This window comes from Plantactinospora siamensis (assembly GCF_042434095.1).
Lineage (GTDB): Bacteria > Actinomycetota > Actinomycetes > Mycobacteriales > Micromonosporaceae > KBS50.
Genome location: NZ_JBHLUE010000001.1, coordinates 15,510 through 40,553 on the forward strand (window position 1 = coordinate 15,510; position 25,044 = coordinate 40,553).

A 25,044-nucleotide genomic window follows, 5' to 3' on the forward strand; every position below is an offset into this window, starting at 1 on the left:
TGCGCCGACTCCTCGGCGTCCGATGGTGCTCACTTCTGAATCACCACACATGTCTCGATGGATCGCGTCTCAGGTACTTAGCGGCGATCCACGACCACCAGGGCATCGCGGGCGCGGGTCGCTGCGACGTATCGCAAGGATCGGGCCCGTAGTTCTGCGTCCGCCCGCTCCGAAGGGTCCAGGGACTCGAGACGTTCCAGCTCGGAGGGCGATGGCTTGCCGATTTCGAGGACGACCTTCGGGAATTCGGTGCCCTTGGCACGGTGCATGGTCAACACCGGTACCCGATCTGCCGGCGGACGGTCACGGTCCACAGCGCGGGCGTCGACGCCGGCGTCGGTGAGGGCGGTGACGACACGGTCTCGGTGGTACCGGTCGGGCACCAGGACGGCCACGTTCTCCAGCGGGTCTCCGGCGTCGAGCCAGGCGCGTACGTGCCGGACGATCACCGCTACCTCTTCGGCCAGTGAATCGACGGTCTCGATGACGGGCACCGGCCCGGTGCGGGCCGAACGGTAGCCGGTGCTGTCCGGCTCGTCCTGCAGGTCGGTGTACCGACCGCCATCGAGGATCGTCATGGCGTAGTGCAGGTTCTGCGCCGTCGTTCGGTAGTTCAGGGTCAGTCGCTGGGAACGGCCGACGATGGCGACGCCGTATCGCCCGAGTACGACCTGACTGCCATAGATGCGTTGGTGAGAGTCGTCGGCAATGAAGAGGTCGTCGGGGTGTTCGCCGACGACGGCTCGGAGCAGGAGCCAATGGGTGGGTGAGAGGTCTTGCCCTTCGTCCACCAGGACGTGATCGGCGGGACGGGCGTCGCTCGCCATCAGGTGTGCTGCCGCGACAGCGGCAGCCTCGGTGAAGTCCAGGCTGCCGTCGGCCCGACAGCGCGCCCGGTACGCCTCGACGAGCGCCCAGACGGCTCGGCGCTTGGCCCGGTCCAGGGCGACGCCCCGGCCGGGTCGCCGTACCCGCAGATAGCCGGTTTCGTCATGCAGCTTGTTCGGGAGGACGACGTGCGCGTACTCGGCGGCTAGGAACGTTTCGTTGGCGAGTTCGGGCGGTAGGGCGGTCCCTGTCGATTCGACGACTTCCCGCCAACGAGTCGGCGCGGTTCGTGCGAGCGGCGTGGACCGCTCCTCCCCGAGGACCTCGCGCATGGCCGGCGAAAGGCCGCGACCAGCGGTCCGCAGCACGGCGGCGGCAAGCGCGTCCACGCCGGTCACGTACACGCCGGTCTCGCCGAGGGCCTTGGCCTGAGGTACCCGCGGGTCGAGTTGCGTCAGGCTGTCCCCGAGGGCTTCTGCGAGGTTGGTGGTGAAGGTCGTGAGCACGATCCGCGCTTGAGGGTCACGCCGGGCAAGCGCGCGAGCCCGATGAACGAGCACGACAGTCTTGCCGGTGCCCGCCCCGCCGGAGAGCCGGAACGGGCCGCTGTACGAGCGGCCGACGTACCGGCGCTGCTCTGGGTGCAGGAAGACGCGCCAGGCACCGAAGTCACCGCCCTCGATCACGCGACGCAGTTCCTCTTGGTCGCCGATGAACGCGTACTGCAACGCGGCGGCCGGCCGTTTGAGGGACTGCAGCATGTCGGCGTCGTCGTTCCCCGACGAGGACACCTTCTCCAGCTCCATGCGCTGGACGATCGCATCGATGTCGTCCCCTGCTGCCAAGTCGACGAGTATCGTGCCGATCCAGCCCTCGTGCTGCTGCGCGAGGTCGAGCATGGCGTCCTCGTCCGGGGCCACGAACGCTTCATCGACGATGGCCTGGGGCAACCCGAGTCGTTCGACAAGGTCGACGCGTTCGTGGCCGAGGCGAGCGAACAGCGGCTTCGCCTGCCTCAGCGACACCTTGCCGGCAGGCGGTGTCGGAACCGCGGCCGCTGGCAGCTCGATCTCTTCGATCTGCGGCAGGCCGTTGATCGGGTTGACCTTGAGGCATACCCGTTGCGCGATGGCGATGGCGTCGTCGTGTGGCCAGATGCCGTGGATGACGTAATGGGTTTCGCCGTCGCCGTCGAGGCGGAACATGACGGCCCGCCAGAATTCGTCGACCCGACCGGTCCGGACCCGTGGGTCGGCGCTGTGCTGGATGGGTTCGATGTGCAGCCCGGGGGTGGCGTCGTCGACGCCGAGTTTTTGCAGGAAGGTCATCGCCTTGCCGCGAACCGAACCGTCGATCTTGCTGGCGAGTTTTCCCATGATGATGGTCGGCATCAGTGTCCTTCGTCCGTGTCGGCGGCGGCGCGGGTCAGGGCGGAGACGATCTCGGCCGGTTCGGGCTCCACAAGGTGCCAGCCGTGGCGGCCCAGGTCGGTGCGGTCCTCTGGCGCCATGTCGGGGAAGGCCACGGCGATGCGCATAGTGGGCCAGCAGATGTCGAGCGGGATACCGTCCGGGCCTTCCGCCCCCACGGTCGGTGGCGTGATGTCGTAGTCGGCCAGGGCGGCGATCAGTTTTTTCTCGGCCTCGGAGAACGCGGCCTCGTACAGGTCTGCCCAGGCACCGATCGGACGACGGGGATCTGCCGCGTCCGGCTCGGCGACGAGCGGCTCGACGAGGCTGGTCGTCGTGGCGGTGGTCGGCCAGTCGCGCGGGCCGAGCGCGTTGGCGAGCCGGAGCCACGCCCGCCACGATTCGGCGTGTTTGTCGCCGAGCATGTCGCTGCGGTCGTCCAGAACGACGGCGACCTCGACGACGCCGGCCGCCGTCATCTCGACGACCGCCGCCAGGGACCCGAACCGGCGCAGATGTACCCGACGTTCGCCGGCGGGCACGTCCTCACCGAGCAGCACTGCCCGGCCCACCTGGGGCAGGGTCACCGCGGTAGACGTCTGGATCGGCTGCGCTCCCGCCGACAGGAACATGGGCACGGCTCGGGCGGCGGCCCGAACCGCCGGTGGGTTCGGACCCTGGACCCAACCAACGAGCCAGTCCACCATCCCCTGCCCCAGGGCCTTGTAGGTTTCCGGTGGGGCCTGGAAGCCAGGAACGTTCATCAGTCCGCCGGCCAGGGCCGCGTTCCACCAGGGGGGTGCGACGTTGGTGGCGGTTTCGGCGGCGGCCACGTCGGCGCTGGTGAGCGCGAGGACCAGGATGCCGAGTTCGCGCAGGTTGGCGCGCTTGGCCGCGTCGTCGGCGAGGCGGTTGACCGCCGAGGTCGCGTGATAGGCGCGTCCGTCCGTGAAGATCGCGATGTCCGGTACGTTCATGTCGCCGGTCTTCAGCAGGTAATCGGGCCGGGAGTCGGCGACGTTGACCTGAGGACTGAGGGTCCATTGGCGGTGCGTGCCGGGCAGGGTGAACCGGGCTATGTTGCCCACCGGTGACGGAGTCTCGGTGACGGCTGCGCCGCTGCGTCGTAGCCGGCCCAGGAAGACCCGGTAGAAGGACCGTTCCAGATGAGACTCGGGTTCCTCGTGCGGAGCCACTTCGGTCACCGTCCAGGTCGTGTCTTCTGCTGTCTGGGCGTCGGCCGGCAATCCGAGCAGGTTGCGTAGGTGTCGTTCGGCCGACGCCCGCGAAATGCGCCGCGTCACTCCCGGTGCGGTGAACGGTAGCAGGCAGCGATGGCAGGCCAGCCTCTCCTCGAGGCGGCATGCGCAGTCCCGGAGCCGGTCCCAGGCCAGGACCAGCAACTCGCGGAGCTGGTCGGGCTTGGCGATGCCGGCCAGGTAGCCGGTGCCGCCGGGCACGGTGTCGTGTAGCAGGATCGCGTCGTGGTTGTCGCTGCCGTCGGACAGAGTCGGGTCGACGACCTGCTCCACGCGGATGTGGTCGGGATGGCCGCCCAGCTGTTCCCGGAGCCCGAGCAGCAACGCCGCGGACAGACTCGGCACGGCGAAGTCGTCGCCGAGACTGACCGTTCGGGGCAACCGGATCAACAGCCCTTGGGTACGTAGCGTCCGCGACAGCGCGACGGTGCTGGTCATCTCGTGGGGGGCGGTGCGATGCGGGCACCACGGACGGTGTTCGTGAGGGCGATTGCGGCCGGTCTCGGTGTCGCGCTTCCCGCAGCCGGAGCACACCCGGAACAGGGTGCCCTGCCGTTCGGCACCGGCGATGGTGCGGGTCGTACCGTGACCGGCCGGCCCGAGGTTGAGCCAACGGATGTCGACCGAGCGCAGATGGACCCACCCCAGCCCGGTGCCTTCGGCGAACCGGCGGACGTCCATGTCTTCGGGCGAGACGTCTGCGGCGGTCACGATCTGGAAGCCGACCCGGCCGCGTTCGTCGTACCGGTCGGAGATGGCCACCTCGTCACGGCGTACCTCGGCCGAAACCCGGGTGAGTTCGACGACGTCGAGGCGCTGTCCGGTGTCGTGGATACCTCGGCTGCCGCAGCGTGGACAGGTGGTGGGAACGGCGTCACGGCCGGTTGCAGCGATGTCGCAGGAGTGGCCGCAGGCAGGGCAGAACGCCCAGGTTCGGATCGACGTTCCGTCCAGGCCGAGATCCACCGCGTCGATCTCGATCTCCCACCCACGGGCGTAGAAGGTGGCTCCCGGCGCGAACTCGCGCAGAGCCTGGGCAGAGCCCCGCTGGAATTGCGCGCTGTCGTAGCGGTACTTCCGGTCGTCGGGGTCGATCCAGGACAGGCCGACATCCAGGGTGACGCTGTCGTCGAGCAGGGTGTAGTTGGGCAGCAGCCCGTACTCCTCCAGGACACCGAACTCGAGGGCGGCGTCGAGGGCCAGCCGCGTACGCACCCGTGACTGCACCGACGGCTTCACGCCCCGCTGCCGCCGTTCCTGCCAGAACGGGATGAAGGATTCCCGATCGGCACAGTCTGGGGCCAGCAGTCGGTAACGCCGGACCGGATCGTCACCAGCCTGCGCCAGCACCTCCTCCACCAGCCGGTCGAGAGTCAGGTCTCCCTCGACGACCGCTTCGTGCAGCACCGAACGCAGCGTCAAGGTGTGCGACCGGGCCTGCACGAACCCGGCCCGGTGCGCCGCGTCCTGCACCGAGTCGGTGAAGACCAGGGCCTTCTTCTCCTCCGGTGCCAGCTTCGGCGCCCCGAACAGGGTCGACAGCGACACCGACAGCAGCGTGGCGATAGCGCTGCCGAGGAAGCGGATGCCGTCTTCTTGCCCGCACGACGGACAGGTGTCCTTGCGGCTGAGATCGTCGGCGGTGGCGCCCACGTTGGTCAGCACCGGCAGGACCCATCCGTCGCGCAGATCCGGGTCGTCGTCGGCGACCTGGCGCAGCAGCTCCCGGTTGCGGATCGCGAACCACACCAGCCCGTCGGGCGCCGACTCGCCGTCGGACCCAGCGACCGCCTCCGCCGGCGCGTAGAGCAGGGGCCGGAATCGTCCCTCCCGGGCCGCGTGTTGCCGGCGGATGCCCTCGTCGTCCGCGGTTAGGCTGTCGCCGACCGGGGCGAGACCGATGCCCCAGCCGGACCGGCCGCAATGCCGGCAGAAGATCGCGGGAAACGACGGCCGCGCCTCCTCAGCCTCGTCCGCGGAGACCGACGGGCCGTCGTCGCTCCAGCGGAACCGGGCCGACGCTGCCGCAGCTCGGTCGATCCGGGTCAGCTCCCGAACCCACAGGTGCGCCTCGACCGACAGGGCGTCCCGGCCGACAACCTTGCGTACGTGCCCCAGCATCGCCAGCACCTGCGACAGCAACGCCTCAGCAGGCTCCGGCTCGTCCTGTGGGCCGAAGACCCGCAACGCGAGGTCGCTGAGCGCAACGGCCTGACCGGCCGTACGGGCCAGATCGACCAGGAGCGGATGCGCGCGACACAACGCCGACAGCAGCTCCGGTGTCGCATCGGCCAGCTTGTCGGCGGTCACCCCATAGAGCAATCCGAGTACGGCGTACGCGGCCTCCGCGCCGGAGGCGTCCAGGCCGACCTGTGGCAGCCGCCGGAGCCCAGCGGCGCGCAGCTCTCCCACGGCGACCGGCGCGAACCCGGACGCCGCCACCGTCTCGGCCGCGCCTTCGGTCCATTCCGGCAAGCTGATCCGGGTCTCGGTGACCACCGACGTCGAATCGAACCGTTCCCCGAAGACGGTGCCCGCGAACTCCCGCATCACCGACAGGTCACCCCGGTCGCCGAGCGTCGCGGAGGTGGCGACCGGCGTCATCAGACCCAGCGGCCGGGCCCGGGCAGTCTCATCGATCGACGGATCGTCGACGGGCCAGTGGCTCTTCAGGGCCAGGCCGAGACGGCGCAGCAACATCGCCACGTCGGTGCCCTGTGCGCCGTCGTAGGTATGGAACTCGTCCAACACCAGATAGCGCAGGCTGATGGCGGACTGCCGCCACAACTCCTGGTCCTCGGCCCGCAGCAACAACTGATCGAGCATCTTGTAGTTGGTGAGCAGCAGGTCCGGCGCGGTGTCCCGGATGACCGCACGGTCGTTGATGAGCCCGTCGGAGGTGACCGTCATTCGGGTCGTGGTCGCCTGACCGGTGTAGAGCGCCGCTGTCACCCCGGCCAGTTCCGGCTGGGTGGTGAGCAATTTGGTCAGCCGCGCAGCCTGGTCGTTGGCGAGCGCATTCATCGGATACAGGATCAGCGCCTTGGTGCCGGTCACGCCGGTGCGCCGTGCCCAAAGCACGTGATCCAGGATCGGATGCAGGAACGCCTCGGTCTTACCGGAGCCGGTACCGGTGGTGACCAGGGTCGGCAGTGGCCGGCGCGGCTGGCCGTCCACCGCCGAGGCCAACCGGGCGAACGCCGCCGCCTGATGGCCGTACGGCGGAAACCCCTCGTACCACTCCAGGCTCGACCGCCACCCCTCGTCGGCCGGGCGGAACGGCAGCCGCAGGCGCACGTACGGGCCCTTGAACATGCCGGTGTCCGGGTCGGAGAGGAACCGGTCGAGGCCGTCCCGCGCATCGCCGTCGGTCAGCCCGAACGTCGTCGTCAGGTAGTCGACCAGCGCCTGCTGGATCCGGGCCGCCTGGAAGGTGGGCAGCAATTCGGTCACTGTCGCTCCCGCAGCCGCTGCTCGAATACCGCGTACGCCTGCCGCATGTCCGCCTCCCGGTCCAGCGTGACGAACGGCAACTCGTAGGTGTAGGTGTAGCCGGCCTGGTTGGTCGCGGTCCGCTCCTCCACGGTGATCCGATCACCCTTCTTCCGCCACACCGTGAGCACGGAGTTCGGCACCAGCCGGCCGTTGGCGTCGTAGTAGTTGGCCCTTTGATCATACCCATGCAGAACGGCGAATTGTGTACGATAAAGCGTGCAAAGGACATCGATCTCGACGCCCAGCATCAAAGCTGCCAACGCGTCGATTTCGAGCTGCGCCTGCCGCCGCTCAACAGCTAGAAGTAGCGGCACGGCTGCACTCCACTCGTGCGCCAAATTACCGAATCCTTGCTCCCGAAGAACCGGATGGCCGCCAGTCCATCCGTCGTCCAGGAAAGCGTCACGATATTGGTCGCGCCAAAGACTGGAATATGCGTCGGTGAGGCAGTTCAGTCGAAGTGCACGTAGGGCTACCTCGTTCTCCAGCTCACGGCCTCTCACCGCCGGAAGGCGATCCATTGTTCCAAAGCCGATGTTCGCGAGTGCGGCGGCTCGAACGGAAAAGTCAAGAATCAGCGAGGACGTCAACGCCGCAACCGCAACAAGTTTCGAATTATCGCCGTCGGCGAACCCGAGTGAGTAGATTCCTTGGATGTGCGTGGCGGCAGGTGGAATTATCGCGGAGATTAACGTTCGCTCGCCGGTATTTGCGGCCATCTTTCGCCAAGCCAAGCGGTAAAACTTTCGCGGCGATACCCTATCCGGGCCGTGTTCCCACCTTCCGTATGCTCGATCGAAGACTGCGTCGCTACCTGCTGGCTTGTAGCCACTTACCGGCGTCGCATCAGCGGCGAGAGCTTCGATGTCGACTGGGCGCGAGTCGGTGTTGTGTAGCATGGTCGGATTCGGCTCTTTGTAGAATGGCGTGGAAACAAAGATGTGCGAGCCCTGGAGGATGACCGATTTCCAGGACTCCGTAGTCCCCCACTCTGAGCGAAATAGTCCCTTGACCCTGTCGTTCTTTTCGTGCCATCCAGGCGAGTATGATGGACTCAGATCGCGAAGTCTGGGCGAGTGCGCAATGCTGTCGAGAACAGCCTCGGATGCGGCGTTTACCGCATACACCATCCGGGTTCGGATAATAGGGATGCCCGACGATTCCATAATCGCATGCCATGAGCCTATTTGGGCATGGTTGATCCGCCTAATGCGCGAGCGATGCGGCCGAACATCCCAGCGACCAAGTGGGTCCTTTAGTCCGGGTTCCGGCCCGGATCCGTCATGTTCTATCGACCGAATTACAGTGTCTGGATGATAGAGCGACGTTGCGTGGAGGAAGTTGGGCCGATCGGATGCAACCCCGTAAACGTTGACTCCGAAATGTCGTTGATGCTGAATCTCGAAAAGGTGCAGCTCGTTGATGAATTCCCAATGCCGCCGGAGGCGCAAGTATGACGCCTCGCGCAACAAGCCGGCACGCTCCTCGGCGAAGTGCGTATCTAGATGGATAAGGCTAGAAATCCCGGAATTCCCTGCGTTGCGCCAGATGATCTCCATAAAGCAGCGGTACAGGTCTGGCTGCAGACCGGCTAGGTGCGGGAACTGCGCTGCGGACCCCAAGAACTCGTTTGTGGAGCTAGCCACGACGACGCCGTCCGCAGCAAAATCCAGCATACCGGGCAGAGCCAGCGTTGCAGTTCGCTTCTCCTCGACGCTCCGCTGGCTGGGCTTAATCTCCAGCCGCCACCAAGGGTCTCCTTCGGCTAGGAGCGAGTTCATGTCGACAACAGGGCGAACCCACGGTGGGTTACCGACTTGGAGGTCGAAGCCGCCGCGGGCGAAGACGGTGACGAAGTCGAGATCCCAGTGGAAGAAGCCCTGTCGTCGGGCGATCCGTTCGCAGACCACCAGCCAGGGATGCTTCTGCAGGACCTCGTCGATGGATTCCGCGCTGGCGAAGCCCAGGTCCAGACGTTCGGCCTCGTTCAGCTCTTCCCAGCTCATGCCGGCGCCGAAGCGCAGCTCGACCGGCTTGCGCTTGTGCACGTCCGGGTTGCGTCCCAGTAACGCCCGTAGACAGGCGATCCACTCGGTGACCGTTGGTGGTTCGATCACCTCGCCGTTCACCGTGGCGATCGTGTCGGTGAGGGGCCAGAACCAGAGTGCGGTCCAGGCATCCATCGCTCGGCGTAGCCGCCGGTAGGCGCCCTCTTCGTCGGCGAGGGCTCGTTCGATCCGTTCTCGCTGAACGTTCCCGCCGGTCGGTAGCTCGTTGACGCCCCAGACCGGAATCGACCGGCGGATTTCCTGCTCGGCGATGGTCAGCCGACGGTAAGCGATCTGCCACAGCGTCTCGACCCGGTGGGCCAACTCCACGTACGCGTCGATCTGGGCCTTGGTCGGTTTGGTCTTGGTGCTGCCGCGCCATTTCTTGAGGCGGGTCGCGGCGCCCGGGGCCAGGGCGGCGGCCTCCTTGGCGTCGGCGGCCGAGCACCAGCCCTCTGCGGGAAGCAGGAAGTGGTGGATGCCGTCGGCGGCGACGCGGCCCGCCTCGATATCCTCGACCAGGGAGGTGACCGGCGCCCCCTGCGGCGCGGCCCCCAGCCAGGATTTGTCGGTGATCTGGCTACGTCGGTATATGGCGCGGCGGGCACCGATCAGCGAGTTGCCGCGGCGCAGGTGCAGGCCGAACCACGGTGCGGACAGGCCCTCGACCATGGTGTCCAGCCAGAGCGAGATCTCGGCCAGCTCGACCGCGGTTTGAGGTCGACGCCATAGACGTTGTGCAGGGCCAGGTAGGCCTTGACCTCCTGCAACCGCTTCGGGTACTCGTCTGGGTCGATGCGCTGACCGAGCTCTTTCTGGCGGCGCTTGAGGTATTCGTCGGCGAGCTGTCGGACCGCTTCGATGGCGAATGCTCCCGAGCCGAGCGCCGGCTCGCAGATCGTCATGGTGAGGATCTGCTCGGCGGGTGTGTCGTCGGTGAGCAGCTCTTCCAGGGCTTGGCCGACGGTGAAGCGGGTCAGCACCTCAGGGGTGTAGTAGGAGGCGGACTGCTGGCGTTCCCGGCCGGCGAGGCGGAACACGAACGAACCCTGCCTGTGCACGACGGGCCGAGGTTCCTGGGTCACCGGGTCGATGGCCTTGACGAAGTCGGTGGCGGCGATGCCGTCGGCCCGGTCGACCGGGACCACCCAGGAGCCCTTCGACCCGTCGCCGTTCTTCGCCACCTCGTAGAGGTCGGTGTCGGCGAAGAAGCCGGTGTAGGACATCAGGCCCTCGTAGACCGCGCCGAGCTGGTTGATGCCCAGTTCCGCGTATGAGATGAAGCCACGGTCCCTGCCGCGTTGCTCCTTGCTGAGCAGCAGGTGCGCGAGCACCTGCTGGACGGCGGCGTTGCCCAGGCTCACCTCGTCGATGTGGGCGGTGGCCTCGGGTCGGAACAGATCGGCGCGAAGCGGGTTGAAGGTCAGCCCGGGGGCGAGCGTGGCATTGTCCTCGCCGGCGGCCGGGGGGTGGCCCCGGTCGACCAGCCGGAACAGGACGCCGAGTGACTCGTAGAGGTGGGTGCCGGTACGGGATCGAGGGGTGGCCAGTTCGACCTGGACCAGCTCACGTAGCCGGTCGAGGCTGTATCCCTGGTCGTATTCGGGGGCGCCAACCGGGAGGACACCCAGCTCCGGCGAGGCCTCGGCATAGAGCAGGAACAGGATCCGGTAGAGGAAGCGCAGCGACTGCCGAGCCAGCGGTTGCGCCTCGGATTTCGGCAGCGGCGCAAGGCCTTGGGCGCGACGGCGGACGACGACCTCGTTGGCGACGATCTCGATGGAGAGGCGTACGCCGTCGCGCAGGTCCTGGGAGACGCCGACGGTGTGTTTGACCGACGCCTCCAGCACGCCCTGCCACCACAGCTTGCCGTCCGCGTCCGGGGCGATCGATTCGGCGCATAGGCAGGCCATCGCCCGGTCGATCTCGCCACCCTTCTTGGTGTCGTTGCGTTCGCAGACCGACTGCAGGTCGACGGCCAGGTAACGGCCCTCGGCCCATCGCTCGCGCTCGGCGAGCAGCGCCCACCGGCCGGCCAGCACCAGCGCCAGCTCCGGCGCCTCGTCGGCCACGAAGAGCGTGGAAAGCAGCCGGGCAGCGCTCTTGAACTCTTCACCGTCGTCCGTGAGCTGAACCGGCTCGGCGAGGGTGACCGCATCCCGGGCGAGCAGTTCCTCGATGGCGGCGACCGGAACGGCGTCGAGCACGACCAGCGGTGCCGGGCCCGAGGCGCCAGCCGAGGAGACCCGGCTGACCGGCCCGGAGCCGGAGACGACCAGGCCTGGCGCGTCGAGACCGAGGACGTGGCGCATGGTGCGAGACACCCGCGCCGGCACCTCGTACGCGGTCCGGCTGCCGGCCTGCTCGCTGGCGGCGGCCGGGTCGAACTGCCCGGACAATGCGGCCAGGTTGGTTTCCAGCTCCCGGCGGACCGCCAGGAACCGGGACCGCGGCGTCGACCGGCCGGCGGCCTCCTCCGTGTCCCAGCCGGCGCGGCGTTCCAGGACCTTTGCCCGGAACGATTCCTTGATTCCGTCGGTGGTGAAGTAGTGCTCGGAGATCCAGCCCTCGCCGACGAGGATCGCGTCCGTTCTGCTCACCGGTGTTCTCCCTCGGTGTCGGGCACGACCACCAACAGCGGGCGTACGAGTTGCCGGGCCGGCGCCATCGCCTCGGTCAGCTGCCGTTCCTCGTCGAGGCGCTCCCGGCTTGCCGCCGCCTCGCTTCGTCGGATCAGGACCGCCGTCTGTCCGTCCCAGGCGTCGAGCTTGCGGCGCCACCTCTCGACGCGTTGCTGTGCGTCTCGGCTGGCTGCCTCGAAGACGGTCTTCTCCAGGTAGGCCGCCGCCTGGTGAACCGCGGGCCCGATCAAGGGCTGGAGGCGCTCGGTGGCGGCGACGGCGCCCGGGTTGGCTCGGGGCACGGTCCAACCGATCGTCCGGAGCGCATCGATGCTGGAGTCGTGCGGGGTGACCAGCGCGAACGACGAATCGTCGGAGATGGGGAACTGCGTGGTCAGCCATGCGGTGGAGACCACCTGCCCGCGCCTGTTGGTCAGCGTGCCGAGCAGCAGCACCGTCGGTGCCTCCACCGCGCCGCGGACCGCGAACACCTCGTTGCGGCCGAGCGCCGCCAATGCTCGGTCGGCGGCCCAGTCGAGCACCGGATGCAACGGGCTCAGGTAGTGGGCATCCGGCCAGCTCGTGCCCTTGTCGTCGCGCAGCGCGGCGGCCAACCTGTCCTTGCCCCGGGCGGTCGTGGTGGCCAGGACCAGGCGCTCGGTCACCTTGCGGTCGGCGAGATAGCTCTGCGGCAGCACGTCGAGACGTTGCACCAGATCGGGCGGTGGGGTGAGTTCGACGGTGCCGAACGCCTCGTCCCGGCGCCAGCCCACTCCGCCCCGGGAGGGCGGTGCCGTCGGATCGATGAACGCCTCCCGCAGCGCCTCTTCGAGGTACGAGACTTCGTCGTCGTACAGGCTGTCCGCGTCCGGTACGACCTGCGGGGCCGGGGCTGGCTCGTCGCCCTGCTCGGGCGTGTCGAAGAGCTGGGCGAACAGCGCGGCGACATCGGTGCCGGCGGCTACCTCGGCGACCGGACGGACGACGTCGTCGAGCTGCTTGGCGCCGGAGAGCACCGCCCGGATCTCTTCCTCCTCGCCCTTGACGTCGTAGCGGCCCATGAGCGAAGCGACATCACCGAGGGCGGCGTGCGCCTCGTCCTCCTTCTCGATCAACTTGGCCAGCACCCGGACGTCACCGGCGAACCGTTCGCTGGCCGGGTCGAGCAGCAGGGCGGTGATCTGCGGGGGGTGTTTCTGGCCGTAGCGGTCGATGCGGCCGTTGCGTTGTTCGATACGGATCAGGCTCCACGGAATGTCGTAGTGGATCAGCTCGTGGCACTGGGCGTGCAGGTTGACGCCCTCGGAGGCCACGTCGCCGGTGACCAGCACACGCACCGCCGATCGTTCTTGCTTGAAGCGTTCGACGATGTCCTGCTGGTCGGAGTCGGTGAGGCCGCCGTGCATCAGGTCGACTGCCCCTTGAGGCAGCCCGAGGTCGCCTGGGAGGTTGCGGTGCAACCAGTACAGCGTCTCCAGACGTTCGGCGAAGACCACCGCGCGGGTGGCGGAGCTCGCCCCGACGCCGATCTCCTTCAGGTACGCCACCAGCCGGGCATATTTGGCCGACGGCGTACGCAACGCGCGCTCGTTGAGGCTGCCGAGGTGACGCAGCGCGCGTAGCTCGACCTCGGCCCGGTCGGACGGCACTGCGGGGTCCTCGGTGACCCGGTCGATGCGTCCGTTGATCGTCTCCTGCAACGCCGCAGGTGACGACAGGAACGCCTTCGCCAGGGTCCACGGGAAGAACGTCCCACGTACGCCCGAGTACGGGCTGCCGCCCTTGCCCGGCCACAGCCAGGTGTTTTCGAGTTCGCTGGCGACCGCACTCTCCGCAGGGCTGGCTGGTATCAGGATGTTGTTCGGCTCGCGCCGTTCGGCCCAGTCGGCGCCGACCGCGCTTGCTACCTCGGGGCTGTGCCGGTGGCGGCGCACGACGAGCCGCCGAATCTCGTCCCGGTCCAGCTCGCCGCTGGGCGGAACGGCCACCGGGTCGAGCATCCGAATCAACTCGGCGAAGGACTCCGCCTTGCCGTTGTGCGGGGTGGCGGAGGCCAGGATGAGCGCTTCCGTGGTGCGGGCCAGCAGCCGGGCGAGGCGGTTGTTGAGGGTGTCGGCGTTCGACAGGTTGTGCGATTCGTCGATGACCACCGCGTCCCAGCGCTGTTTACGCAGGCTGGCGACGTAGCGGTCGGATTTCAGGGTGTCGATCGAGATGATCGCGCGGCGGTAGTAGGTGAAGGGGTTGCGGGTGGCCGGCAGCTTCTGCCGGACCCGCTGGATGCCGGCGGTGTCCAAGCGCACGAAGGGCAGGGCGAATCGGGTCCACAGCTCGTGCTGCATCTGCTCGAGGACGTGGCGCGGGGTGACCACGAGGATGCGCTCACCTCGCCCGCGGCGGATCAGTTCGGCCAGAATCATGCCGATTTCCAGGGTCTTGCCGAGGCCGACCGCGTCGGCCAGCAGGATGCGCGGTCGCAGGTTCTCCGGGTCGAGGGCCTTGCGGACCGCCGACTGCTGGTAGCCGAGCGCGTCGGCGAGGCCGCGAGTGGCTACCGACAGCGACTGTTCGGCGAGCGGGACGGCGGTCTTGCGAAGGGTGGACTCCAGCCAGAGCCGGGCGGTGCGATAACGAGGGCTGTCGTCCGGGACGACCCTGGCCTGGGCTGGATCCAGCGGAGTCATGGTCTCTTCGAGGCTCTGGTAGAACGTCGCCGTCGTGTCGCGGACCAGCTCGCCGAGCCCTTGCACATGCACCGCGAGGCCGTCGGCGGTCTCCTCGGTCGCGCGGACCAGCCACTCCTCGTCGCGGATCTCCACGACTGCACCGGGGACGAGCCAGCGGCGGACTTCGGAATCGGGTGCCGTCACTACACATCTCCGCTATGTCGATAAGTGCCATATTCGTTCGATAAGTCAGGCGGTATATCAGCCACCCTAGCTTTGAAGGAGCCGGTGGGATCTCCACGTATAGGTTGGAGCGATGGGCCGAAAGTCCACCCCGCCCGCACCGCTCGACGCCGCCACGTCCGCGCGGCTCGCGCGGCAACCTCGTACGGCGACGAAACCGGAGATCGCGCTGCGACGTGAGTTGCATCGCCGCGGTCTGCGATTTCGGGTCGACCATCCAGGGCTACCGGGCCGCCCGGACATCGCTTTCACCCGGGCGATGGTGGCGGTCTTCGTCGACGGATGCTTCTGGCACCGCTGCCCGGAGCACGGCACGATGCCACGGAACAACCGGGAGTGGTGGCAGGCCAAGCTCGATCGGAACGTCGTCCGGGACCGCGCCAAGGACGCCGCGCTGGCCGAACTCGGGTGGCTGGCCGTCCACGTGTGGGAGCACGAGCCGGTGATCGACGCGGCGGAACGCGTGGAGTCGGTGTGGCGCGAACGAATCATGACGAGATCCGCAGGTAACCGCTTCGCTCGAACAGCACCCCGCGGTCCAGGAACCGATTGAAGAAGCGGCACGAGGGCTCGCCCAGATGCACGCAGGCCGCACACGCGCCGCTGCCCATCCCGCATCCAGGATCCAGCGGACAACGGTGCTCCGCGTCCATGAACGCGGTCAAAAGGTCGTCGAGGTTGGACTCGAAGACCGCCTGCATGCCACCGAGCACGAAATCACCGCGAGCGGCCGCGTACAGGAAGAAGCCAAGGTGATGCGGGACCAGATACTCGCTGAGCGCGTCGCGTTCGATGCCGGAGAAGACGGCGGTCTGCCGGATCAGCCGGTGGGCATACGTGTGGATCAGTTTGAGCACGTCGGACCCGGCCGATTCGGTCCGCGGATCGTCCCGTTTGTCGGGAATCACGGCGGACTCCAGTACGGCGACTCGGGCCACCACCGGGTCGGAGCAATCCGGCGACCATCCCGGTAGCCGGTGCCCGCGACCGGTCAGCCACTTCGCCACTCGGATCGGGTCGAGCCGGACCAGGAACGCCTCGGTCTCGGCGAGATTGCCGTAGAGCCGGTAGCCTCCCCGCTTGCGTCGGAATGGCACCAGCCGGCACTTGGACGGGTCGTCCTCACCACGGGTGTAGCCGTACATGGCATTGAGAATCGGGAACCTGTCGACGAGATCGAGCCCGGCGATGCCGGCCCGGCGCAGGGCTGGCGGGTACTTCTCCCGATAGCGATCTTCGAGTGGGTCGTCGGGGTCCGGGGCGCGTAGCGCCGTCGTCGGGGTCCGGCTCTCCGCCAGGGCCATCGCGATGTCGACGGCCTCCCGTCCGACCACCTCTCGTCGGGTGGCGGGAATCCGGTCGACCGGATGATCGCCCGCTGTGGCCAACTGGCCGGCGTTCTCGGCGACCGTCGCCATCTGCTCCGCGATGTCCGGCGGCATCTTCCCGGCGATGAGCTGCTCGACGAGTTCCTGGCGCGTCTGCTTCACCGTCACGTCGGCGGGTCTGGGCACCGCCAACCCTTCGACCACCCAGATCAGCGCCTTACGCGGACCGCCAGCGAGTTTGAGGTTTTCCCGGTGCTCGGGCCGTGGCGGGTTGATCAGCACCATGCCGCGCGGCACGTACACCATGCGGGCCTTGTGAACGTTCCACCGGACGGCACCGTCGCCGCACACGCATTTCTTGTTGAATCCCAGCCCCTGCATCGTCGGCGTGTCACAAACCGGGCACACGAAGCGGATGTCCGCGGCCTTCGCGCTCTTCGGCACGACCACCCGTACGTCGTCGTGCTGGGGGCAGCGCCGGATCCAGGGCTCGGTGATCGCTCCGCACTCGTGCACGCCGACGAAGTGGAGCTGACCCCAGGCACGCTTGCCGCACCTGCAGCCCGCCTCTTCCGACTTGCCGATCCGCTTGCAGACTCGACACAGCCAGACCCGCGGAAACCGCTCCACGGTCACACCTCGGCGCTCGTCGAGTTCGACAACCTCCACCGGCACCCTGCGAAGCAGCTCGCCGGCCATGCCGCCATCCTTGTCGTTGGCGGTCCAGGCGCCGATCTCGGTCAACAGACTTGCCCGCACCACGTCGGAGTCGATCTCGATGGGGCTCGGCGCCGACCACTCGTCGACCCGGTAGATGTCACCGCGGAGGTCGACCGTCTGCGCCGGCAGGAAGGTACGCAGAATCTGACTGCCGCTACGGGAACCAAGCTTCGTCATGTCGATCGCCTTCAGTCGTGAATCGGAGCTTGGGCCTCGACGTCGCGGAGGCTCATCATGGGGCGAGGGTGGCCGAGTTCGCTGATGAACTGCGCCTTGGTGGTCGGGTCCTCGAGCTCGGCGAACCACTCACGGACCCACTCGGTGATCTGCTGCCGGTGCAACGAGTCCTCCGGCCCTTCGAGCCCGAGAATCGCAGCCACGGCCGCCGCCTCGGCTTCGGGCGTCAGCCCCGCGTCTCGGACGTATTGGCGCAGCTTCGCCGGCGTGCTCAGTCGCTGCTTGCTCGCCGGCTCGTGCACCATCAGGGTGCGCGCCGCGACCATCCCGGGAAGCGTGAGAGCGAGCACCCGCCGGCTGCGGCGGGTGATCGGGATGGCATCGACGAACCGGTCGCCCTGACTCACGTACTTGTCGAAGTGCCGGAACGTCTGGGCGTCGCGTTCCCGCCCGATCTTGTGCAGGACGTACACCAGCCCCGGGAATCGGCGTCCGACGCGGGCCGTCGTCTGGATGAATTCGGCCGTGGTCAGCGGCAGGCCGAGCATGACCATCGTGTTGAGCCGGTTGACGTCGACACCGTGGGAGAGCATCGAGCTGGCAGCGATCACGTGGATGCGATCCTCGAACTTCTCCTCGGGCTTCTCCAGGCGCTCCAGGATGTCGCGCACCTCGTCGAAGTCGGTCTGCCCGGTGAGCTGCTCGACGTTGATGCCGGACACGGTGTTGTTGCTGCCGAGACTCCGGCCCGCAGCCTCGACGTCGTACAGGGTGGAGCCGTACACCACGTTCGTGCCGTAGAGGCTGAGTAGTTCGTCTGCATGCCGGGGATCGATGCCGGCCTCCGCACAGACGGCCACCGGCTCGTCCACCAGCCTGCGTACGCATCGTTGCAGGGCATCCAGGCTCCGGTCGCTGACGTGCTCCAGCGTCACCCCGCGCGGCGCGACCGCCACGAACCGCCGCAGCTTCTCTGGCTTGGGCACCGTCCAGAAGGATTCACCGGAGCGGGGACCTTGCTGCGGGAAGACGCGGCCTTTGCGCTGGTAGAGGACTTCGACCTGCCGGTCGTACCCGGTGAGGGTCGCGCTGCTGGCGACGATCTTGGCATGACTACCGGTCAGCTCGTTCTGCAGGTAGTCGAGCAGGCTTTCGTAGTGCGAGTCGACAGCGCCCAGACTGTCGCGGAGCAGGTGCAACTCGTCCTGCAACCGTAGCGACGGCGCGAACCGCTCCGCCGGCATCGGCAGCGGGTTCAGGGTTCCCTGACAGCCGGGTACCAGACAGCCGTTGGGCGTCTTCGACCTGGTCGCGTAGGTGAAGCCGTGCCAGTCGACCGAGCAGATCTTCTGCGGCGGCCCGACGAGGCCACGCATCGCCTGCTGCAGGCCGATCGACGCGGCCTTGTCCAGCGTTCCCACCACCACGGTCGGGAGGAAGCGGAAGATCTCCTGGTCGACGACGTACACCGGCAAGGCCCCGCGCTTCCAGGGACATCCTGGGTTGGTGCAGTGATGTTCCAGTTTCCAGCGCTGCCGGTCGAACTTCATCCTTAGGTTCTCGTCTCGGCAGAACGGGCAGTGCAGCAGCACCCGGTATTTGTCGGGCATCCCCGGGCTGTCCGGACCGACCTCGTCGCCCTCCGGCTTGGGCACGATCTTGTTGGGTGTGCCGGCCTGGCCGACCAGGAACCCGAGGCTGAATGGGGCGCCCTTGACATTGGCCACCTTGCGCGACAACGCATCCTGGCGTACCAGCTCGGCGCCGGCGAGGGCGTCGGCGAAGCGCTGCGTCTGCTGCAAGCTCAGCAGCCGTAGCGGGAACCGGGACCATGCGGTCACGCCGGTACGCTTGCCAGTGAGGCGATCGAAGAAGGCCGTCGTCAACAACAGCCCGAGGTAGGTCTCGGTCTTGCCACCACCGGTGGCGAACCACACGGTGTCGACGACCTTCGCGTCGTCGGCAGGCTCGGCGAGGAAGCGGATGGCGGACAGCAGAAAGCCGACCTGGAACGGCCGCCAGGCGGTGTAGCCCCGCCCTTGGGCGCTCAGCCCGATCGCCCTGTTCATCAACTGGAAGGACTGGCGGATCTCGTCGTTGGTCTGCAGAAGATCCAGGCCGGTTCGTAGACGGTCTAGTTCCGCGAACACGTCGGTTGCCGCCTTGTCCGCCTCAGCTCGCATTCCCGGTGTCCAGCCCTCGGCCGGCTCCCTGGCGCCCAGCGCCGATGGCGACCAGTGGGTGTCGTCGTACTCTTCCAAAGCATCGACCAGCGCGGTGAGTTCCGGAATCGGGTCGGCGGCGAGGCGCTCGAACGACAGCGTCGGCTCCGGCCGGCTGCTGTTCCAGTAGTCGGGCCGGACGGTCTGAACCGTGATGGTGTCGGTGCTGCGGAACACCCCGGGCGCTGGCACCTCGACGCCAACGTTGATGCCGTACGCCGGCACGTCGCGGTCGTAGCGGAAGGTGTCGGGCAGGCTCTCCAACTGGAACGGGATGGTGGCAAGGCCGGAGACCTCGAGCTGCGTCTCGTAAAGGTGGTCGTCGGTCAGGCCGCCGCGCGACTTCTCCGGGCTGGTGTTGACCAGCTGCACGACAAGCTCGGCGTCCCTGTGCCAGTCCTCCACGTCGACTCGAACTTCAGCGGTCAAGCCCGGTGCACCTACCGCCGCGAAGGCATCTCGTAACTGCTTCGCACCGAAGATTCCACCCTCGGCGCCGACCGCGACGGGGATCTTCTCCTCGACAGGACCGGTGCGCCACCACCGGCGGTCCGGATCAGGGCCGTCCTTGGGGTCCTTGACCCAGGCGCGGGCCCGCACCGTCACCGTCATCGACCACGATGGGGCATCCGCAGGGCGGAACCGGATACCGATCGCACAGGGGTCCAGCCGCTCGGCCCGGTCGTCGCCGGCGCCCTTACGCACCTCGTCCTCGCAGGCCAACCGACCCAGCCAGAACGTCCCCGACGGGGCCACTTCCAACCGTTCCAGACCGTCGCCTCGGCCTGCGGCGGTCACCCGCTGATCGAGCCAGGCGACGAACCGGTCACACGCCTCGTCCAACGTCTGGCCCTTGGCGTCACTCATCACGCTTTCCCTTCGGCGGAACTGCCACCCGGCCGGTCAGCTGCTCGTCGGTCAAGTACGAGCGCAACCCTGCTGCGCCTTCGTGCTCTTCAAGCGTCTTCATGGCCTTCACCTGAATCTGCCGGATCCGTTCCCGCGTGACGCCGTAGTCGGCTGCGATCTCGTCCAACGTCTCCTGTTCCCCGGTGCCAAGACCGAACCGGCGCTGGAGCACGCGGACCGACCGCTCGGGCAACAGCTTCCGCAGCGTGCGATCGATGTCCGCGGCGAGCATCGCGTGCCCGATGATCTCCGCCGGGTCGGCACGCCCGTCCCGCTCCTGCTCGTCGACAAGGATGTCCGACAGACGGAGGTCGCCACCGTCACCGAAGAGCAGATCGATGCTGACCACCGGGCGCAGGTGGTCCAACATCGCCTGCACCCTCCCTGCGTCCATCCCGGTCGCCTCGGCGAGCTCCGCAAGGGTCGGCTCCCGATCCAACCGAGCGGTGAGTTTCCGGGCCGTCTTCGCGACCTTCCGCACCTTCTCGTGGAGATGGACAGGGATGCGGATCGTCCGGCTGTGGTTGGCGACACCCCGCTCGATGGACTGCTTGATCCACCACGTGGCATACGTCGAGAACTTGTATCCCTTGGAACCATCGAAGAGGTGGGCGGCGTGCATCAGGCCAAGGTTGCCGTCCTGGATCCGGTCGGCGAACTCGACGCCGGTCTGATTGGGGTTACCAGCTTTGGCAATCGACACCACAAGCCGCAAATTCGCACAAACCATTGCAGCGTGGGCATCGCGTCCCGCCTCGATACGGTCCCGCAACGACCGTCGGTCGTCACGGGAGAGCTCGTCCCACCGGCTGTCGAGAGTTCGACGAGCAGCATCGCCCTGCTGCATCAGGGCCCAGAGTTCGACCTCGCGAGCAGCATTGACCAGCGGGTACCGGCCGATCTCCCGCAAGTACTGACGGACGGAGTCACCGTGCAGCTCGAAACCCTTGATGGCAGACGTCGCTGCGCCGGATTCGACGGATGCCGAGGGCTCGACGCCGGCGCTTTCCAGCAGGCTCAGCAATTCCCCATGCTGAGCGGCCGAGAGTTCTCGACGTGTCGCGAGCAGGGCGACATCCGCGCGAGTCAGCTTGCCACCCGTGCGGGCCCAGTCACCGAACAGGTCCTCGAACGCCTTGGCCACTAGGCCGTCGCCCGTGGCCGGAGAGGTGGAGGGCTCCGGGACATCGCCGAACATCCAAGCGAGGTCGTCGTCGCCGTCCTCTTCGTCGACGTCCAGATCGCCCTGGCCCGCGGCCGGCGGACCGTCCGAGGAAGTGGCCTGGGGGTCGAGGTTCTCGATACTCGTCGACCTGAACGGCTGGATCGGTGCAGGGGGCACCGCCGCGGGAGGTGCAGTCGTGTGGCCTGTGGCCCTCTGCCGGGTCAGCATCACCAGAAGGGCGTCCACATCGTTGTGGGTGAGGTGATGACGGACGGCGAAGTCGGCGACCAAGGACTGCGCCCGACGACCCTCATGTCGATCGAGAATCATCCGCAGCTCGTCGACCAGGGCAGCGGAGACGCTCGCGGAAGGTAGCACTGCAGCGGACATGATTCCCTCCCGTCGTGGGGAACCGAGCGTAGAGCCGCGGTACGACAAAAGCGGACGAGCCGAACAAATGTTCTACTCGTGCCGACATTACCCCTCGCGACGGGCCATGCCACCCCCACGTTGATCAAGAGTTGTTCCGGACACGCTAGCGCTTCCTCGACTCGCCAAGCGAAGCCAGAGGTGCAGGTGTCGTACACCGGACAGAGATTGCGCTGCTGCCAACTTCGATCGGGAGTCGAAGCCGCGCGGGTCGAGCCGGGCGGCGTCTGCGTCAGTTGACCAACTAAGGTTTCAGCATGGCCCCGCGACCCGCCAAGATTGCTGCAGTCGACCTGTTCTGTGGCGTGGGGGGCTTGTCGTACGGCCTGCAGGATGCGGGGATCGACGTCGTCGCCGGAGTAGACATCGATCCCGCCTGTGACTACCCCTACCGGACCAACATCCGCGCACCCTTCCACAAAATGGACGTGTGCAAACTGGCGGCCAAGGACCTGGCCGCCATGTGGCCGAAGGGGTCCCTCAGGATGCTGGCCGGCTGCGCTCCGTGCCAGCCATTTTCGTCGTACCGCCGCGGCGCCGACACCTCCCAGGAATCCCAGTGGCCTTTGGTCAACGAGGTCAGTCGTCTGGTCGAGGGCACGAGGCCCGAGCTCGTGACGATGGAGAACGTTCCCCGCATCGTCAGCAAGTCGATCTTCAACCGGTTCGTCGATCGCCTGAGGGACCTTGGCTACTTCGTGGACTTCAAGTCCTGCCATTGCCCCGCGTATGGCATCCCACAACATCGTCGCCGTCTGGTTCTCGTAGCCTCACTCCTCGGCGAGATCCGAGTGCCCAAGGGCACGGTCGCGCCCGCCAACTACGCAACTGTCGAAGAGTCGATCGGAAAACTCGCCGCGATCGGCCATGGTGAGGCGGACCCACTGGACCGAGTTCACAAGAGCCGCACGCTGACGCATGCCAATCTGGACCGCATCAGGAGTTCGAAGCCCGGCGGCACCTGGGAGGATTGGGACGAAAGCCTCCGCGCGCCGTGCCACCGGAAGTCATCCGGTTCCACCTTCCGAAACGTCTACGCCCGCATGGCCTGGGATCAGCCGTCCCCGACGATCACGACACTGTCGTACAACTACGGCGCCGGCCGCTTCGGGCACCCTGAGCAAGACAGGGCCATCTCGCTACGCGAAGCCGCCATCCTCCAGAGCTTCCCCCAGGACTACGAATTCGTTGCGCCGGAGGACCCCGTACAGTTCGCACCCCTCGGGCGGCTCATCGGCAACGCGGTGCCGCCGAAACTCGCGCAAGCGATCGGCGATGCGATCGTCGAGCATGTCGAGCAGATCCGAGGTCGGGTCAGCCGAGTCGATCGTCGTGCGACAGTCCCGCCACCGACCGTAGATGCGCGACGTGCAACCTCGCGGTCCATAAGGGCGATCGCCTGACCCACCCCAAGCCATCCTGGGCACGATCCTGGCCGAGCCGCCGCTGCCCATCATCCGGCTCGGCCGCGTCGTTCCGCCAAGGGCGAAGCCAAGGGCGAAGCCAAGGGCGTCTCCGGGTGGCAGCCGACCCGGCACCGCCAACTCGCGGCCGCTCTCTTCCACCGGGTATCTTCGCCCAGCGCGCCGCCCCGGCAAGGCGCAAAAGATCTGTGCCTTCGGCAAGATCTTTTGCGCTGGTCCTTGCCCGGTCTTGCCCGCTGGGCGGTGCCGGTTCCAGGAGCGCGTACCGCGAGAGGCGCCGCGCCGGCCCGTCAAACCTCGACCGGACCGCCGTCGCGGTCGAGGTGACCGAGCATGTCGGCGTACCAGTAAGAGGTTCTGGTACGCCGTCCAGCGGGGCGCAGCGAGTGGTAGGCGCTCCAGGCAGCCAGGTCCGCGATCTGCACCCACTGGCTGACACTGGCGTGCCGGAAGTAGGGATCCTCGATCAGCCGACGGCTCGCCGGGGTGAGAGCTCGATGGGTGCGGACGTAGGAGGGATCACCACCGTCGCCGTCCATCACGATCAGGCCGAAGCCGCCGCGGGTCCCGAGGTCACTGTTCAGGCGATCGACCATGCACCGGTAGACCTCCTGCTTGTGGCGGTGAAAATCCCGGCCGCGCGCCGCGGTACGTCGGAACACCGTACCGATGGCGACGCCGCGCAACGCGGAGATGGCACGTAGTCCGTCGTGGATGATCTCCAGGCCGTCGGCACGCTTCCAGATCAGTTCAGCGGATCGGTGACCCCGCCCGCCGGCGAGGTCGGTGGCGTGCAGCCGGGCCGATGTTGCGATGCCGTGCCGGCGGAAGGTGGCTGCCCGGAAGGCCAGCCACTGTTGCTCCGCCTCAGCCCAGTGGGCCGGGTCGACACGGACCCAGCTGTACGTGACGTACCCGCTGGCCTCGCTACCTGAGTCGTCGACGTAGTAGAGGGCGAAGTTGGAGGGGTCTGGCATGACGTACTCCAGGAGTGACGCGAGTGGCGAGCAGAAGCAGGGGCGGGTGCCGTCAGGGGCCGGTGCACCGGCTTTCCAGCCAGGCGTCGATGTCGCGCTGGCGGTAACGGCGGTAGCGGCCGACCTTGTACGACTTGGGCCCGGTGCCCTTGTGGTTGATGAAGTGCAGCGTCTGCTTGGTGATCCCGAGGTATGCCGCTGCCTCCTCGTGGCTCCATAGCCCACTGCCGTCGACCCGCATAACTTACGAACATGGCAAGTGAGCGGGTCGGCAAGGACATGAGCCCAGGCGAGGTCGTGCGGCAGCGACTGCGCGACATCCGCAGGCGGCGCAAGCTGAGCTCAGCCCAGGCCGCGGAGATGTTCGACGATCCGGCGATGTCGGCGACCGTCCTGATGAGCATCGAGGCAGGACGGCGCCAGACCGGGGCGACCGTGGACGAGCTGATTCGCTTCGCGTACATCCTCGACGTGCCGCCCGCGGCGCTGCTGGTCACCGACGACGGTGCCGTCCAAGTGGCGCCAGGGGTGGTGGTGGACCCTGCCCGGTTTCGCCGCTGGGTCCTGGGCCAGGAAGCCCTGGACGGTACGAACACCGCGCTCTACAAGGCGGCAGCCGACCAGCTGGCCAGCACCACCACTTCCGCGTCGCCCGAGCTGCGTGAGGAGTTCCTCGCACGGGCTCAGGTGGCCTTCGACAGCTTCGTCGCCGACAGCGAAGAGATCAGGCGCAAGACCCGGCAACAGGTCCGTGGCGTCCTCACCGACATCCGCGAGGCCGCCACGTCCGGCGCCGACACCGAAACGCTCGTCGGAAAGATCGACGACTTCCTCAGCCGGCTGGAGTAGCCAGCCGGCACTGCCCCGCACTACATGACCCATCCCGCCCGCGACGCCCAACGGCTCACGGGCCGATAGCCCACGCCCACTGGCGCCGCAGAAGTTCCCTCGACTCCCCGGGCCGTCACCGCAGCTGACGGCCCGGGCGGTCTGCCACGCCTCTCGCCTGCCGCGCGCCGAGCGGACGGGCTGAACGCCGTACCCAGAACCCGCCGCCGCTCCTGGCTGCCGGGGCGATGACACGCGCCTCCGGCCGGACGAACGCGGAAATCCGCATCGAAGGA

General features: G+C 67.5%; 11 protein-coding genes and 1 pseudogene. 3 read left to right on the top strand and 9 right to left on the bottom strand.

Annotation, left to right across the window (positions count from 1 at the left end):
* Window positions 1-77: 77 nt before the first annotated feature.
* The 4 genes and pseudogenes from ACFFHU_RS00065 to ACFFHU_RS00080 form a co-directional block, all read right to left on the bottom strand.
* Window positions 78-2,219: a UvrD-helicase domain-containing protein gene (locus tag ACFFHU_RS00065; protein ID WP_377334346.1), complete on the bottom strand. Its 2,142-nt coding sequence runs from the start codon at window positions 2,217-2,219 to the stop codon at window positions 78-80.
* Entirely contained in the window at window positions 2,219-6,949 is a 4,731-nt protein-coding gene (locus ACFFHU_RS00070; RefSeq protein WP_377334348.1) for a DEAD/DEAH box helicase, read from the bottom strand. The genes ACFFHU_RS00065 and ACFFHU_RS00070 overlap by 1 nt, the downstream gene beginning before the upstream one ends.
* A pseudogene (locus tag ACFFHU_RS00075) lies at window positions 6,946-11,639 on the bottom strand (Eco57I restriction-modification methylase domain-containing protein). The gene ACFFHU_RS00070 and the pseudogene ACFFHU_RS00075 overlap by 4 nt, the downstream one beginning before the upstream one ends.
* Window positions 11,636-14,479 carry an SNF2-related protein gene (locus ACFFHU_RS00080; protein WP_377334350.1) on the bottom strand — a complete coding sequence of 948 codons (2,844 nt, stop codon included), beginning with the start codon at window positions 14,477-14,479 and terminating at the stop codon, window positions 11,636-11,638. Before ACFFHU_RS00080 ends, ACFFHU_RS00075 begins: the two are co-directional and overlap by 4 nt.
* Window positions 14,480-14,642: 163 nt before the next feature.
* Here ACFFHU_RS00080 and ACFFHU_RS00085 point away from each other — a divergent pair, with 163 nt between their 5' ends.
* A complete protein-coding gene (locus ACFFHU_RS00085; RefSeq protein ID WP_377334352.1) occupies window positions 14,643-15,122 on the top strand; it encodes a very short patch repair endonuclease in 480 nt (159 codons plus the stop codon).
* On the opposite strand, the gene ACFFHU_RS00090 is transcribed toward ACFFHU_RS00085, so the two are convergent.
* From ACFFHU_RS00090 to ACFFHU_RS00100, 3 genes are read right to left on the bottom strand one after another with little or no spacing between them, the layout of a single operon-like run.
* The gene (locus ACFFHU_RS00090; RefSeq protein WP_377334354.1) at window positions 15,058-16,794 is read right to left on the bottom strand and encodes a DUF8724 domain-containing protein; all 1,737 of its coding nucleotides are present in this window, start codon (window positions 16,792-16,794) and stop codon (window positions 15,058-15,060) included. The genes ACFFHU_RS00085 and ACFFHU_RS00090 overlap by 65 nt on opposite strands.
* An 11-nt stretch (window positions 16,795-16,805) precedes the next feature.
* Window positions 16,806-19,883: a helicase-related protein gene (locus ACFFHU_RS00095; protein WP_377334356.1), complete on the bottom strand. Its 3,078-nt coding sequence runs from the start codon at window positions 19,881-19,883 to the stop codon at window positions 16,806-16,808.
* The gene (locus ACFFHU_RS00100) at window positions 19,876-21,480 is read right to left on the bottom strand and encodes a sigma-70 family RNA polymerase sigma factor (RefSeq protein WP_377334358.1); all 1,605 of its coding nucleotides are present in this window, start codon (window positions 21,478-21,480) and stop codon (window positions 19,876-19,878) included. Before ACFFHU_RS00100 ends, ACFFHU_RS00095 begins: the two co-directional genes overlap by 8 nt.
* Before the next feature lie 296 nt (window positions 21,481-21,776).
* Here ACFFHU_RS00100 and ACFFHU_RS00105 point away from each other — a divergent pair, with 296 nt between their 5' ends.
* Complete coding sequence (locus tag ACFFHU_RS00105; RefSeq protein ID WP_377334360.1) at window positions 21,777-22,922, top strand: DNA cytosine methyltransferase; 1,146 nt, start codon at window positions 21,777-21,779, stop codon at window positions 22,920-22,922.
* Window positions 22,923-23,233: 311 nt separating this feature from the next.
* On the opposite strand, the gene ACFFHU_RS00110 is transcribed toward ACFFHU_RS00105, so the two are convergent.
* Together ACFFHU_RS00110 and ACFFHU_RS00115 are read right to left on the bottom strand one after the other, a co-directional pair.
* Window positions 23,234-23,920, bottom strand: coding sequence for a DUF3800 domain-containing protein (locus tag ACFFHU_RS00110; protein ID WP_377334362.1), 687 nt, complete (start codon window positions 23,918-23,920; stop codon window positions 23,234-23,236).
* Window positions 23,921-23,972: 52 nt separating this feature from the next.
* Window positions 23,973-24,161 carry a helix-turn-helix transcriptional regulator gene (locus ACFFHU_RS00115; protein ID WP_377334364.1) on the bottom strand — a complete coding sequence of 63 codons (189 nt, stop codon included), beginning with the start codon at window positions 24,159-24,161 and terminating at the stop codon, window positions 23,973-23,975.
* Between the two features lie 11 nt (window positions 24,162-24,172).
* Between ACFFHU_RS00115 and ACFFHU_RS00120 the strand changes: the two genes are divergently transcribed.
* A complete protein-coding gene (locus ACFFHU_RS00120) occupies window positions 24,173-24,769 on the top strand; it encodes a hypothetical protein (protein ID WP_377334366.1) in 597 nt (198 codons plus the stop codon).
* Window positions 24,770-25,044 lie beyond the last annotated feature (275 nt).

Coding starts and splice junctions, on each gene's coding strand:
- ACFFHU_RS00065 (WP_377334346.1), bottom strand. CDS start 2,219: ATGCCGACCATCATCATGGGAAAACTCGCCAGCAAGATCGACGGTTCG.
- ACFFHU_RS00085 (WP_377334352.1), top strand. CDS start 14,643: ATGGGCCGAAAGTCCACCCCGCCCGCACCGCTCGACGCCGCCACGTCC.
- ACFFHU_RS00090 (WP_377334354.1), bottom strand. CDS start 16,794: ATGACGAAGCTTGGTTCCCGTAGCGGCAGTCAGATTCTGCGTACCTTC.
- ACFFHU_RS00095 (WP_377334356.1), bottom strand. CDS start 19,883: ATGAGTGACGCCAAGGGCCAGACGTTGGACGAGGCGTGTGACCGGTTC.
- ACFFHU_RS00100 (WP_377334358.1), bottom strand. CDS start 21,480: ATGTCCGCTGCAGTGCTACCTTCCGCGAGCGTCTCCGCTGCCCTGGTC.
- ACFFHU_RS00105 (WP_377334360.1), top strand. CDS start 21,777: ATGGCCCCGCGACCCGCCAAGATTGCTGCAGTCGACCTGTTCTGTGGC.
- ACFFHU_RS00110 (WP_377334362.1), bottom strand. CDS start 23,920: ATGCCAGACCCCTCCAACTTCGCCCTCTACTACGTCGACGACTCAGGT.
- ACFFHU_RS00115 (WP_377334364.1), bottom strand. CDS start 24,161: ATGCGGGTCGACGGCAGTGGGCTATGGAGCCACGAGGAGGCAGCGGCA.
- ACFFHU_RS00120 (WP_377334366.1), top strand. CDS start 24,173: ATGGCAAGTGAGCGGGTCGGCAAGGACATGAGCCCAGGCGAGGTCGTG.